Here is a 14,052-nt window from a genome sequence, read left to right as displayed (position 1 = left end):
ATGAGTACAGTAAAAGTAGCAACAATCGCTTTATTGGTCGGTGGTGCATTGGGTTTTGGTGTGAACCATTTTCTAATTAATCCAACACATAACATGTCAGCAATGGCAACGAGTACAGGCGCAGATGTAAGTAAACAGGCCAGCGATGAGCCTTTGTATTGGGTAGCTCCGATGGACCCAAATTATCAGCGTGATAAGCCGGGCCAGTCGCCAATGGGGATGGATCTTATCCCTGTGTATGCAGACGATGTGAACGGCGGAGCTAAAGATAAGCCCGGAACCGTGTTTATTGATTCTTCCGTGGAAAATAACCTTGGCGTGAAAACCGCACAAGTCACACGAGAAGCGCTATCACCGCGCATTGAAACCGTGGGTTATGTGGCGTTCGATGAAAGTACATTGTGGCAAACCAACGTAAGAGCAGCTGGTTGGGTTGAGAAGCTCTACATCAACGCAGTGGGTGAGAAGGTAAACAAAGGTGATGTACTTTTCACACTCTATTCTCCAGAGCTTGTTAAAGCACAAGAAGAGTTGATCAGTGCTTATAAAACGGGTCGTAAAGGTTTGATCAAGGGCTCGACTGAACGCTTGGTCACCCTAGGTGTAGATAAAGCGCAGATACGATCCATCGCTCGTAAAGGGAAAGCCTCGCAAACCATCGAAATCAAAGCGCCTGCGGATGGTGTCATCGCTAGCCTGAATATTCGAGAAGGTGGTTATCTTTCACCTGCACAAGCGGTGATCAGTGCTGGCCCATTAGGCGAGGTATGGGTTGATGCTGAGGTGTTTGAGCGCCAAGCACACTGGATCTCATCAGGCAGCAATGCCGAAATGACACTGGATGCGATTCCCGGTAAGGAGTGGCAGGGCAACGTCGATTATGTCTACCCAATTCTGGACCCGAAAACTCGAACCTTGCGCGTTCGTTTGAAGTTCTCCAATCCCCATGGCGAGCTTAAGCCAAATATGTTTGCAAATATTGCGCTGAAACCCATTAGTGATGAAGCGGTTCTTACTATCCCAAGATCTTCGGTGATTCACTCCGGTGGTATGACTCGAGTGGTGATGTCAGAAGGTTCTGGCAAGTATCGCTCTGCTCGTATTGAGGTTGGTCGTGAAGCTGGCGAAAAAATAGAGGTGCTTCAAGGGCTAGAGCAAGGCGAAAACATTGTCACTTCTGCACACTTCATGTTGGATTCTGAATCGAGCCAATCAGCTGATCTGTCACGCATCAATGGTGTTGAAGAAGAAGCTGAAACCGTATGGGCGAACGGTGAAATTTCCGACGTTATGCAAGGCAGTCGCATGGTGACGATTAACCATCAGCCTGTTCCTGAATGGGATTGGCCGGGCATGGTGATGAATTTCACCTTTGCGGAAGGCTTGGACATGAGTGACGTGCAACGTGGTAAGGCGATTGATTTTGAGATGAGAAAGACAGAGTCAGGGCAGTACGAGGTTGTGGATTACAAGGTCAACAAACACAAGATCGCCGGCGAAGTTTGGGGAACGGGTGACATTACAATGTTGATGGCAGATTTTGGCATGATCACCGTAAAACATCAGCCTGTCCCTGAGTGGAATTGGAAAGCGGGTGAAATGAATTTCCAAGCCAGTGATGACCTTGATTTATCGGAGTTTGCCGAGGGTCAAACCATTCGGTTTCTAGTAGCGAAGCAGGGTTCAGATTATGTGCTCAAATCTCTCGAACCGACGAATAGCAAGGGTGAGGGCACATTATGATCAATGCAATCATTCGCTGGTCTATTAGCAACCGCTTCTTAGTGCTGGTTGCTACTGTAGCCATCGTATTTGGCGGCTTATACAGCGTTAAAAATACACCGGTCGATGCCATTCCAGATTTATCAGATGTTCAGGTAATTATCAAAACCAGTTATCCGGGGCAAGCGCCGCAAGTGGTCGAGGATCAGGTGACTTATCCATTAACCACCGCCATGTTAGCTGTACCGGGTGCTGAAACGGTTCGTGGCTACTCGTTCTTTGGCGATTCGTATGTCTATATCATCTTCAATGATGATACTGATATGTATTGGGCGCGTTCTCGCGTGTTGGAATACTTAAGCCAAGTGGCGCCTAATTTGCCATCAAGTGCTAAGCCAACATTAGGGCCAGATGCAACCGGTGTGGGTTGGGTTTACAGCTATGTATTGCAAGACAAAACTGGTCAGCACGACTTAGCGGAACTCCGTAGCCTGCAAGATTGGTTCTTGAAGTACGAGCTACAAACCGTAGATGGTGTATCTGAAGTCGCGACCGTTGGCGGTATGGTGAAGCAGTATCAAGTGCAGATTGATCCGGCCAAATTACGTGCTTATGACCTAACGCTTCAACAGGTCAACAAAGCAATCCAAGATGGTAATCAAGAAACCGGTGCGTCTGTTGTTGAGATTGCGGAAGCCGAGCACATGGTTCGTACGACGGGTTACCTGACAAGCATTGAAGACATTCAATCTTTGCCGCTAAAAGTGACCGACAAAGGTACTCCGCTGCTATTAGGTGACATTGCTGATATTAACCTCGGCCCGCAAATGCGTCGTGGTATCTCGGAACTCAACGGTGAGGGCGAGGCGGTTGGCGGCGTTATCGTGATGCGCTTTGGTGAAAATGCCAGTGAAGTGATCGACTCGGTTAAATCCAAACTCGCTGAACTGCAAGCTGGCTTGCCTGATGGTGTTGAGATTGTCGCGACTTATGACCGTTCGACTTTGATTGATTCAGCCGTTGAAAACCTTTGGAAGAAGCTGGCTGAAGAGTTCATCGTGGTCGCCGTGGTGTGTGCGCTGTTCTTGTTCCATATCCGCTCGTCGTTGGTTATCGCACTAAGTCTGCCTGTTGGTATCTTAGGTGCATTCATTGTGATGCATTGGCAGGGTATTAACGCCAATATCATGTCTCTTGGCGGGATCGCGATTGCGATTGGCGCCATGGTGGATGGTGCCATCGTGATGATCGAGAACGTTCATAAACACATTGAACGGACTCCGCTCACTGACAAAAACCGTTGGCAGGTGATTGGTAAGGCAGCAGAAGAAGTTGGCGCTCCGCTATTCTTCTCTCTGATTATCATTACCTTGAGTTTTGTGCCTGTGTTCGCGCTAGAAGGGCAAGAAGGCAAGATGTTCTCGCCACTTGCCTTTACCAAGACGTATGCGATGGCGGCAGCCGCTGGTTTGGCTATCACGCTTGTGCCTGTGTTAATGGGTTATTTCATTCGCGGCAACGTGCTACCTGAACATAAAAACCCAGTAAACCGTAGCCTAGTGGCGATGTACAAACCGCTTCTGAACCTCAGCCTAAAATATCCAAAGGTGATGATTGTTATCGCACTTGGCTTAATGGCATCTGCTTATTACCCAACCAGTAAGCTTGGCTGCGAGTTCATCCCTCCTTTGGACGAAGGGGATTTGATGTACATGCCAACCACGTATCCGGGCATCTCAATAGGTAAGGCTCGTGAGTTGTTGCAACAAACCAATAAGCTTATTAAAACCATTCCAGAAGTCGAAACCACGTGGGGCAAAATTGGTCGAGCAGAGACAGCAACCGATCCTGCGCCACTGACCATGATTGAAACCGTGATTCAGCTTAAACCACGAGATCAGTGGCGTGACGGTGTCACCACTGAGTCTCTGCGTAAAGAGTTTGATGATCTGATTCAATTCCCCGGTTTGACCAACGCTTGGGTCATGCCAATCAAAACGCGTATCGACATGTTGGCGACCGGTATTAAAACGCCAATTGGTATCAAAATCGCAGGCCCAGATCTGAGCGTGATTGAGGATATTGGCTCTCAACTTGAACCCATCCTCAATAGCGTGAGTGGTACGGCTTCTGTCTACGCTGAGCGTGTTGCGGGTGGTCGTTATGTGACGATAGACATCAAACGTCGTTCTGCTGCGCGATATGGCTTGAGCATTAAAGAAGTGCAACAGGTTATTTCGACTGCGGTTGGTGGCATGAACGTGGGCGAAACCGTTGAGGGGCTAGAGCGTTACCCAATCAATGTCCGTTACCCACAAAGCTATCGTGATTCTGTCGTTAAGTTGCAGAACCTGCCGTTAGTGACACCAAATGGAGCGCGAATTGCTTTGTCTGATGTTGCAGATATTCGCTATGAAGATGGACCACCAATGATTAAGACGGAGAACGCGCGTCCTAATGGTTGGGTGTTCGTTGACATCGAAGGTCGCGACCTTGGTTCTTATGTTGCAGAGGCGCAAACAGTCGTTACAGATCAAATCGTCTTACCTGCTGGTTATTCATTGGCGTGGTCTGGTCAATACGAATACATGGAGCGTGCGAAGGAGCGTTTGAGTGTCGTTGTGCCAATCACCATCGCCATCATCATGTTGTTGCTCTACCTCAGTTTCCGCCGTGTCGGTGAGGTGATGATGATCATGCTGACATTACCACTCGCGATGGTTGGTGGTTTATGGCTAATGCATATCCTCAATTACAACTTCTCCATTGCAGTGGGGGTGGGCTTCATCGCCCTTGCCGGGGTAGCTGTTGAGATAGGTGTGATCATGTTGGTCTACCTAAACCAAGCATGGCACTACAAAAAATTGGATGCGGAGCAGAACCAGCAAGCACTTCAGAGTGAAGACTTAACGGATGCGATTCGTGAGGGTGCAGGACTGCGTGTTCGCCCTGTGATGATGACAGTACTTACGGTGATCATTGGCCTCATTCCAATTATGTATGGCGAGGGAACGGGCTCTGAAGTGATGCAGCGAATTGCCGCGCCGATGATAGGCGGAATGGCGTCGGCACTGTTGCTTACCCTACTGGTTTTGCCTGCAATCTTTAAGCTCTGGAAACAGCGAGAGATTACTCAGAGCCAAAACGAGACAAGTAAATAACGCACTGACTATAAAGCCCTTACTTGCGAGACCGGAGTAGGTAAGGGCGCACCACATGAATATGTGAAACTAACATAAAACAGAATTAATCTAAGGAACGACCATGAAAAAGACACTAATTGCTATCGCTCTAACACTGACCACTGCAACGGCTTTTGCTGAAATGGATCACTCAATGATGAAAAATGGAGAGATGGATCATTCAAAAATGGATCACAGCATGATGAAGGATGGAAAGATGGACCATTCGATGATGAATATGGAAGGCATGTCTGAAGTGGGTATGCCTGCGACAGGCGCAAAGCCGGATAAAGTGGTTCATGTTCTGCTAAGTGACGATATGAAAATCACATTTAAGAACAAGGTTGATATTGAGCCAAACGACGTGGTGCAGTTTGTTGTGATGAATACGGGCAAGATTGATCACGAATTCTCGATTGGTTCTGCTTCAGAGCAGCTAGAGCACCGTGAAATGATGAAAAACACGGGTAATCACGCCCATGACTCGGGTAGCACAGTTACAGTTAAGCCGGGTAAAGCGAAGCAATTGCTGTGGCATTTCCATGGTGATAATAACGTAGAGCTCGCGTGCAATATCCCTGGTCACGCTGAAGCGGGTATGGTGAAGTCGTTAACGCTTTAGACGTTAATCAATAGCGCTTTGTTGAATTAGAAATTCAATGAGGGCTAGAAAATTAAAGATAAGTCTTAACTTATACCTAAAGCGCTTTGCTGTGAGGGATTCGCTGAGGCTTATCTTTATTTATAGTCACTGTAGCAAGATAGAAGTTTCAAGCAGATGGTGTGCTTCGCCGCTCAGATGCGGTAGCTCTGCCATGATCTTTTTAAACTTGTCATCGATTGACTCTGCTTCATTCAGCGATCGAAAAGCCAGTACAGCCTGTTCAGGCTCGCTGTTCACATAACCTTTCAATGTATCTAGCTGAATTTTATTGGCATTTTCAACTTTTGCTAGCGCGACATTAATTGCTTCGATGTTAATTGTTAACTCATTGCTTTTAAACATTTTTATTATTTATGGGTTGTTGCTAATGCGCGCACATTAACACAACTGTTTTTTCGGATATTGACCAAGATTATTAAATTGGAACAATTTTGAAAATCATTAAAAGATGAACTGCGATGTGTGATTTGGATAGGTGTCAGAAATACGAAGCGATTTAAGGAGTTAATAGTTTTGGTTGGTCACTTAGCGTTGATTCGTCAGTCTAAGCTTAAATAAAATAAGTTTAATCAGTATAGATTTAATGACTGTGGAATTAACTAACGGAGAAAGTTTTTGAATAGCGTGTCGCTGGAAGAAAGTGCGTAATGAAGCTTAAGGAGAAGTTGGAGCGTGCAGCGGGAATCGAACCCGCATCATCAGCTTGGAAGGCTGAGGTAATAGCCATTATACGATGCACGCACACTGTCTTATGAGTCAGACTGAGGCGTTAAGAGACTTGGAGCGTGCAGCGGGAATCGAACCCGCATCATCAGCTTGGAAGGCTGAGGTAATAGCCATTATACGATGCACGCACATCGTCTTAACGAGTTTGATAATGCCACATCTAACTGAAAACGAAACCTTTTTCTTTCATTTTTATTCTAAGTGCTCGCATAACCACCACTCCGCTAGTTTTTCCATCATGTTCGGCGCTTTCAGAGTGAATAAAACGTGACTAAAATCTCGTTAAAAGGAGGGCGAGAAATATTAGTAGATGTCATGCTGCTTTTTGCGATAAATCCGAGTCAATTTATAAACACGCTTTGGTGGTGCTTAGTTGTCATAAATCTCATGAAAATTAAGGAATTTGGAGTGTTAACATAAACTGATTTTTATTTGTGTTTTGGCGTCCACTAATAACAATCTGAATGCATAAATTTAACTTATCAGCCTGTCAAAACATTCAGTAAACTAATCCCAAATGAGTAGAGTTATAGGCACTTATAAGCCTTTGCAGAAAAAAGTAACGAGTTCAGTTGATAATTCACGCAAAAGTCTCGTCATTCCGTCTATCGTTTGGTACATTTGCCGCACATTTTGTCTCCCCTAAAATTCCCATGCCTTCTCAGTTCCGAATTAACAAAATTGTTGAAATTGGTGACACTCTTCACCGCAGTGGCTGTGCTCCTTACAAGCTAGAGAAATACACTCAATTCTATGCAAAAAAGCATGGTGTGGATGTGATGATCCAAGCAACGCCAACTGCGATTAACTATCAATTTCCAGACGATAACAACGCCGTTATTCTTAAGCGTCTAAAGCCTGCGTCAATTAACCTGAGTTTGTTGGCCAATACGATCATTCGTATTAACCAGCCAAGCAGTGAGCCTGTACCAGAACCTGTCGGTTACTCAAAATTTGTGACTGCACTTGCCAATATGGGTATTCCGCCTGCTTATTTGATGCTGGTGGGCAGTACGTTGGAAGCGGTGGGCTTTTCTGCGTTATTGGGTTTGATGGTGTGGGTATGTCAGCAAGTTCTTCATTCACGTCGTGCTATCGCGGTTGAGTTCATCTCGGCACTGCTAACCGGTATCTTCGTGGCGTTTCTGGCGAGCACAGGGTTGCCGATTCCGGTGTGGGCGTTGTGTATCGCCTCGATTGTCTTGTTTGTCCCCGGGTTATCCATAGCTAACGCATTAGAATGTTTGGCGTTTAATGACTTGGTTTCTGGTACCAGCTTGCTAGGGCAGAGCGCCTTAACCCTGATTAAGCTGTTTGTCGGGATTATCATGGGGCTCAACATCGGTGAAGCGATATGGGGACAAGCGGTCTCCATCGACTATACCAACGCGGTACCGATGTGGATGCACATATCTGGCTTGGTGCTGATCTCTGTGTCTATCGGTGTGATGTTCAATGCTCGCCCTAAAGACATCTTACTTGGTTTGCCAGTTGCCGTTCTCGGTATGTGGGGCCCATTCTATCTAGGTTTTGATAGTGGTTGGGTTGTCGGCACTTGGGTGACGACGGTTCTTATTACTTTGTACGGAACTTGGATTGCCAAGAAGATGGAGCTCACGGGTTCTATTTATATCGTGCAAGGGATCATCATCTTGGTTCCGGGTAGCCGAGTATTAGTGAGTGCCAGCCAGTCGGTGTTTGAACAATCGATTTTGCCTATCCCGAGTATTGGTTTATCGGCGTTATTCATGTTCTCGGCAATCGTGGCAGGGCAAATTACCGCTTACTCGATTTACTCACCAAAAGTCGAACGTTAAGCCGTTCCGCTTTTCAAACCTTTAAACAAACACAGCTTAGCGGCTGTGTTTGTTCGTTTTAGGTGCTGCTCTTTTTTGAAGACAATTAGCTCTCCGTAAAACTTGTTAGATTTATGCTCGCTAAGCCTGACAAGAGCCATTAAAATGGAACAAATTCTATTTAAATTAAGTATTAACGTATGTCTCTACCTCCTTGCCCGCAATGCCAATCTGAATATGTTTACCCAGACCAAAACAACCTAATCTGCCCTGAGTGCGCCTACGAATGGAACCCAGAAGAAGAGCGTTTAGAAAGAGAAGCCGCGCGTGTTAAGGACGTGAATGGCGTTGTATTGGAAAGTGGCGATAAAGTTACCTTCATTAAAGATCTAAAAATTAAAGGCAGTTCTAGCGTATTGAAAATTGGTACTAAAGCTGTGATTCGACGCATCAATGAAGGCAAAGATCACCAACTAGATTGCAAGCTGGATGGTGGCGGTGAAATGCTGGTTACGGCGAAGTACGTTAAGAAGCAGTAACCATTGTTTCAAATAATTGTCGTAAATCTTCAATAAGTTTAAGTCGCTTCTCGACATACTGATTCGCATATTAAAACGCAATAATTTTAGAGAATTAAGATGATTAGAGAGTACAACCCAGCTGATATTGAGGTCGTTTTAGATATTTGGTTAACCGCCTCGATCAAGGCGCATGACTTTGTGGCTCCTGAGTTCTGGGAGTCTCAAGTAGGTAATATGCGCGACATATACATTCCTGCATCAATAACTTACGTGTATCAAGTAGACGGTGAGGTTTGTGGCTTTTATTCGCTTTATGAAGGTATCTTAGCGGCGATATTTGTGAGCCCACAGCATCAAGGCTGTGGTGTTGGTAAGCAACTTATCCAACACGCGAAGCTTGAATGCCCGAATCTGTCTTTGAATGTGTATAAAGAGAACCAAGCGACCATTGAGTTCTACTTGTCTCAAGGTTTCTCTATTGTGAGCGAACAAACTGATGAGCACACAGGACATCAAGAATACACCATGCACTTATCTTAAGCTTGATAACTAAACCCGGTAGAAAAGTAACAGGAATCAACATCATATGGACATGGTTAAAGCTGCTCTTTCGCATTCAACAAGAGCTGCTCAGTCATCAGATTATGAATTTCTGTTCGAGCTAAAAAAGGCGGCTGAATATGAGCCAATCAAGGCTGTTTTTGGCTGGGATGACCAAATTCAACGAGACATACACGCCGAAGAGTGGGCAGAGGAAAGGCCTGAAATCATTGAGTATCAGGGCAAAGCGATTGGCAGTGTGTTGCTGCAAGATAAAGGTGACCACTTCTACTTTTGCCGATTTTTCTTGCTGCCTGAATATCATGGTAAGGGTATTGGAAGCCAAGTTTTGACTGATTGTTTAGCTCACGCAGACAAGCTCAGTAAGCCAGTAGAGCTGTGTTATTTGCAAGGTAATCGAGTTGGGGAGTTGTATCTCCGATTTGGTTTTGAAATCACCTCGCAAAACGATCAGTTTGTGTATATGTGGCGCAAGTAGATATACATTTAAAATGATCACACCGTGTCTGTAACTTGATAGGCACCTGACACCCATCTAACGTAAAACCTTATAAAGCTCCCTATGCTTGATGACTAAGCGATTACACTTAGAAAAGATCGAGCGTAAGGGAGTGTGCAATGAATTATTACCCGACTTCAAAAATCGTGGGTGAACAAAGGTTTGGCTTTGGGCCAAAACTAGGTCAAACAACCTATTATTCTCCTGTAGAACAGTTGGATAAAAAGCCATTCGTTCACCAAGCTATACAAGACTTACCGAGTACTGAATCTACTCTGATTAAAGTAGGAGAGAATCGTGTACAACGAATGAAGGCCAAGGGTGACGAACAACAGATGCAAGCCACGAAGAAAGAAGCGCAGTCTTTTCTTCGAACGCAGTATCGACAACAAGCTCAAGCTCGCCACCTGCAAAGTGTTGAAACTCCTTATGGTTTTCAAGAGCGCATCATTCAGTTTTGGAGCAATCACTTCGCCATCTCGGTCGATAATCGAAAACTGATGCCCTTGGCCGCCAGCATTGAAAACGATGTGGTTCGCCAGCATTGGAATGGTAACTTTGGCGAGATGCTGATGGCTTCTTCTAAACATCCTGCGATGCTTCTGTATCTCGATAATCAACTCTCGATTGGTCCCAATTCAAAAGTCGGAAAGCGCCGTAATAAGGGGCTCAATGAGAACCTCGCTCGTGAGATCTTAGAACTCCACACTCTTGGCGTTGACGGTTCTTATACTCAGCAAGATGTTATTGCTTTAGCAAAAGGCATTTCAGGCTGGGGCATTAAATTCAAATCTCCTGATGCTGGTTTTCGATTCGCTAATAATCTGCATGAGCCAGGAAGTATCACACTGCTTGGAAAGTCCTATTCTCAATCCGGGGTCTCGCAAGGAGAGTCGTGTTTAAAAACCTTAGCGACCCACAAAGACACTGCTGCGCACTTGGTTGATAAGCTTTGCCAGCATTTCATTGGCGACATATCTAAAGAACTCTCAGAGCAAATGGTTGCTGAATATCTGAAAGGCGAGGGAGATTTACTGCCTATCTATCGCTTGTTATTGAACAGCGCTGAGGCGAGTAAACCTAACCCTAATCGTTTTAGACCGCCGAAGGAGTGGCTGTTTGCCGTTCTTCGTAGTGCCGATATTTCTTTAAACGAGAAACAGGCATTCAATGCACTCAACAATTTAGGGCAGCCTCCTTTTAAACCGGGTTCACCTGCAGGCTGGTCGGATCAAGACAGAGACTACAATAGCCCTTCGGCGTTGACTCAACGTATGCAAGTTGCGAATAGGCTTGCGTCTGCTGCAATAAAATCGGCTAAAGCGTCAGGAGTTAAGCCGAAAGCGGTAGTGGATAAAGTGATCGCGGGTTTATATGGCGATGCTATTGATGAACACACCCAAATTGTATTGAACAAAGCCGACAGCGCTGCAATGCAACTTTCCCTGTTGTGGCTAAGTCCGCAGTTTCAATATCGTTAGGAGTGGGTATGAAAAAGTCAGATTGTTCTCAGAATAAAGCGCCACATAGTATTAACCGCCGCCAGTTCATGGGTATTGCGGCGGCTGTTGGCGTCAGTGCGATGCTGCCATTTCCAAGCTTTGCCAAAACAGGTTCAGACAATATCTTCATTTGGGTATCACTGCGTGGCGCGATGGATGGTTTAAATGTTGTAGTGCCGCATGCCGATCCGGATTACTCTAATTTGAGACCCAACATCGGATTAAAACCTGAACAGCTAGTGAAGTTGGATGATTTCTTTGGGCTTCATCCATCTCTAAAGCAGTGCCATCAATGGTATGAGAGTAACGAACTCAGCTTTGTACACGCTTGTTCAACCGCTTATCGTGAGCGTTCACATTTTGATGGACAGAAGATATTAGAGAATGGTACTTCCGACCCGTTTAACACCGTAGGGTGGATTAACCGTTTACTCACGTTGAGCTCAGAAAAATACGATGGAATTGCGATTGATTCGGGCTTACCACTCATCATGCAGGGCGAATCGACCGTGGCAAGTTGGTACCCAAACCGCTTAAAAACACGCGATAAACAAACGGAATTGCTGGAAGAGTTGTTTCAAAGTGACCAAATGCTGTCTTCAAACTTTGAAAGTGTCATGAAGATAGATCAACTGGTGGGAGACCAAGGTGTCGGCAAACAGTTTAAATCATTGATGGGTAAAACAGGCGACATATTATCGGCTGATAACGGACCAAACATCGCAGCGTTAGAATTGGGTGGATGGGACACTCACGCCAATCAAGGCAACGTAAATGGACGGTTGAGTAATCAACTTAAAACTTTGGATGGTGGGTTAGCGGCTCTCAAGACTTCACTAGGTGATCGTTGGCAGAAGACAGTGATCATCGCGGCCAGTGAATTTGGTCGAACAGCAAAAGAAAACGGCACCAAAGGCACCGACCACGGCACTGGCAACGTCATGTTTGTTGCGGGTGGTGCGCTGCCATCGTTGAAAGGAGTGGGGGGTAAGGTTATTGCCAATTGGCCGGGCTTGAGCCAAAGCCAGCTATATGAGGGCCGAGACCTTAATCCAACGACTGATATGCGCTCGGTTATCAAGGGCGTGCTCTACCAACATTTATCGGTAGAAGTGAAACAACTCAACATTATCTTCCCTGATAGTGCCGATATTAGACCGATGAATCTTGTTTAGAGATTTACCAAGACCCTGTTAGATGCGATTCAGTCGTTTGAATCGCATTCTATTTCTGACTCGCTTGTTTACGATTTAATTGCCAACAGTGCTCCGAACGTCACTAAGCCAAATCCACACGCTTGATTAAGCCTTTTCTTTGCTCTCAATAGATGCTTTTGCAATGTACTCGAAGTAAACAGCATAGCGACAATCCCAAACCACAAGCCGTGAAGAACGATCATGTAAAGCTCATAGCCGAGTGCGACATGCTGGTTTTCTGCATCAGGTGAGATGACTTGGCTGAAGATGCTCAAAAAGAACAACATGGTTTTTGGGTTGAGCACGTTACATAAAAAGCCTTGGGCTAAATAGCTCCAAACACTGGTGCTTTGCATCTTCGATAGGTGCAAGCTTGTTGTCTGCACTCAAGATACCTTTTAGTCCTAGATAAATAAGGTAGGCTGCACCTGCGTATCTAATCATGTCAAACAGCTGCTCATTCTGTGAGATTAAGTAACTGATCCCAAGCATTGAATAACTGATGTGAACACAAATCGCTAAACTCACACCGATTGCAGTCCAAATCCCTGCTTGTCTTCCTTGATTGACACTGTTTTTCAAAACTAAAACGAAATCAGCGCCTGGACTAATAACAATCAATAGTCCCAATACTGCTAGGCTTAACCACTCCATAATGACTCCAACTCTTTATATTTGATGAGCGAGCATTGTATGGTTTTTTATTGCTGCGTATAATCGAAATGAATTCCATCTGTCTGTGAGAAAAAATCACACATGAGACATTTGAAAGCATTTCATATTTTCCACGTAGCAGCGCATTCGAGCAGTTACAGTGATGCGGCGGATAAACTCAATATCACACATGGCGCAGTGAGTAAGCAGATCAAGGTATTGGAAAATCACTTATCTCACGCCTTGTTCTATAAACAGGGCAGGAATGTGTGTCTCACCAAAGAGGGGGAATTACTCAAAGGTTACACAGAGCAAGCGTTCCAAGCCTTGGAAACTGGAGTCCATAAGCTGAATCATCAAGCGTTGGAGGTTTCATGCGAACCCACATTGACCATGCGCTGGTTAATGCCTCGACTCGGTGATTTCTATAACGAATCCGGAATTGATGTTCGATTGTCTACCGCAGGTGGGCCTGTGACATTAGGCGCAACTGGATTAGATATGGCCATTCGCCGAGACGACTTCAACGTAACCGAGCATTACAAACAGATACCGTTAGTTGAAGAGTGGGTTGGCCCTGTGTTCTCGCCTGATTACTGGCAACAGGTCAAAGACAAGCTAGCCGATGTAAAATTACTGCACAGCAGCACGCGACCAAACGCTTGGAGCCACTGGGCATCCATCACCAAAGATAGTGAATTTGATCGCCGATTGGTGTCACAAACTATATCAAACCAGACCTTTGCACACTTCTATTTCTGCTTTCAAGCGGCTGTTGATGGGCTAGGAGCGGCTCTTGGTTCTTATCCATTGGTGGTTGATGATTTGAATAGAGGCAACTTAATCGCACCGTTCGGCTTTGTGCCTTCCGGTCATCAGTACATATTGCTCACACAAGATAACAAGCGCGATGAGCCAGAAAGCCCGTTTGTGGTTTGGCTGAAAAATGAGTTATCGCAGTGTGTTCCAACCTTAAAGGAATGACAGTCTTCGACCTAGAAGTTTACTTGTCTTATGTCAGACTCTAGT

The 14,052-nt window shown here is 45.4% G+C and carries 11 protein-coding genes, 2 tRNA genes and 1 pseudogene; 10 read left to right on the top strand and 4 right to left on the bottom strand.

Annotation, left to right across the window (positions count from 1 at the left end; all coding sequences use genetic code 11):
• The 3 genes from LMH68_RS22005 (at position 1) to copI (ending at position 5,526) form a co-directional block, all read left to right on the top strand.
• Entirely contained in the window at positions 1 to 1,743 is a 1,743-nt protein-coding gene (locus LMH68_RS22005) for an efflux RND transporter periplasmic adaptor subunit (protein ID WP_229648413.1), read from the top strand.
• Positions 1,740 to 4,883: an efflux RND transporter permease subunit gene (locus LMH68_RS22000; RefSeq protein ID WP_229648412.1), complete on the top strand. Its 3,144-nt coding sequence runs from the start codon at positions 1,740 to 1,742 to the stop codon at positions 4,881 to 4,883. The genes LMH68_RS22005 and LMH68_RS22000 overlap by 4 nt, the downstream gene beginning before the upstream one ends.
• A gap of 103 nt (positions 4,884 to 4,986) precedes the next feature.
• A complete protein-coding gene (gene copI, locus LMH68_RS21995; protein ID WP_229648411.1) occupies positions 4,987 to 5,526 on the top strand; it encodes a copper-resistant cuproprotein CopI in 540 nt (179 codons plus the stop codon).
• A 126-nt stretch (positions 5,527 to 5,652) separates the two neighbouring features.
• Here copI and LMH68_RS21990 read toward each other — a convergent pair whose 3' ends face one another.
• The 3 genes from LMH68_RS21990 to LMH68_RS21980 form a co-directional block, all read right to left on the bottom strand.
• Positions 5,653 to 5,910: a hypothetical protein gene (locus tag LMH68_RS21990; RefSeq protein WP_004731488.1), complete on the bottom strand. Its 258-nt coding sequence runs from the start codon at positions 5,908 to 5,910 to the stop codon at positions 5,653 to 5,655.
• A 324-nt stretch (positions 5,911 to 6,234) separates the two neighbouring features.
• Positions 6,235 to 6,309 (bottom strand) — tRNA-Gly (locus tag LMH68_RS21985).
• A gap of 38 nt (positions 6,310 to 6,347) precedes the next feature.
• Positions 6,348 to 6,422, bottom strand: a tRNA-Gly gene (locus LMH68_RS21980).
• A gap of 525 nt (positions 6,423 to 6,947) precedes the next feature.
• On the opposite strand from LMH68_RS21980, the gene LMH68_RS21975 reads away from it, so the two are divergent.
• From LMH68_RS21975 to LMH68_RS21950, 6 genes are all read left to right on the top strand, one after another.
• Positions 6,948 to 8,111, top strand: a complete 1,164-nt coding sequence (locus LMH68_RS21975; RefSeq protein WP_004731486.1) for a threonine/serine exporter family protein — start codon at positions 6,948 to 6,950, stop codon at positions 8,109 to 8,111.
• A 179-nt stretch (positions 8,112 to 8,290) separates the two neighbouring features.
• Positions 8,291 to 8,629 carry a zinc ribbon domain-containing protein YjdM gene (locus LMH68_RS21970; protein ID WP_004731484.1) on the top strand — a complete coding sequence of 113 codons (339 nt, stop codon included), beginning with the start codon at positions 8,291 to 8,293 and terminating at the stop codon, positions 8,627 to 8,629.
• Positions 8,630 to 8,728: 99 nt separating this feature from the next.
• Entirely contained in the window at positions 8,729 to 9,151 is a 423-nt protein-coding gene (locus tag LMH68_RS21965; RefSeq protein WP_017067098.1) for an N-acetyltransferase, read from the top strand.
• 46 nt (positions 9,152 to 9,197) lie between these two features.
• Complete coding sequence (locus tag LMH68_RS21960) at positions 9,198 to 9,650, top strand: GNAT family N-acetyltransferase (RefSeq protein ID WP_229647860.1); 453 nt, start codon at positions 9,198 to 9,200, stop codon at positions 9,648 to 9,650.
• A gap of 140 nt (positions 9,651 to 9,790) precedes the next feature.
• Positions 9,791 to 11,152 (top strand): DUF1800 domain-containing protein, encoded by a 1,362-nt coding sequence (locus LMH68_RS21955; protein ID WP_017081500.1) that lies wholly within the window; start codon positions 9,791 to 9,793, stop codon positions 11,150 to 11,152.
• An 8-nt stretch (positions 11,153 to 11,160) separates the two neighbouring features.
• Positions 11,161 to 12,348 (top strand): DUF1501 domain-containing protein, encoded by a 1,188-nt coding sequence (locus LMH68_RS21950; protein ID WP_102394537.1) that lies wholly within the window; start codon positions 11,161 to 11,163, stop codon positions 12,346 to 12,348.
• 68 nt (positions 12,349 to 12,416) lie between these two features.
• Here the strand turns inward: LMH68_RS21950 and LMH68_RS21945 are convergent.
• Positions 12,417 to 13,023, bottom strand: a pseudogene (locus LMH68_RS21945) (LysE family translocator).
• Between the two features lie 102 nt (positions 13,024 to 13,125).
• On the opposite strand from LMH68_RS21945, the gene LMH68_RS21940 reads away from it, so the two are divergent.
• Positions 13,126 to 14,007, top strand: a complete 882-nt coding sequence (locus tag LMH68_RS21940; protein ID WP_229647858.1) for a LysR family transcriptional regulator — start codon at positions 13,126 to 13,128, stop codon at positions 14,005 to 14,007.
• Positions 14,008 to 14,052: the final 45 nt, after the last annotated feature.

Origin of the sequence: Vibrio sp. F13 (assembly GCF_020806305.2) — a bacterium.
GTDB classification, from domain to species: domain Bacteria; phylum Pseudomonadota; class Gammaproteobacteria; order Enterobacterales; family Vibrionaceae; genus Vibrio; species Vibrio crassostreae_C.
Note: the sequence above shows the minus strand (reverse complement) of the source record. Positions and strands in the feature narration are given on the sequence as shown.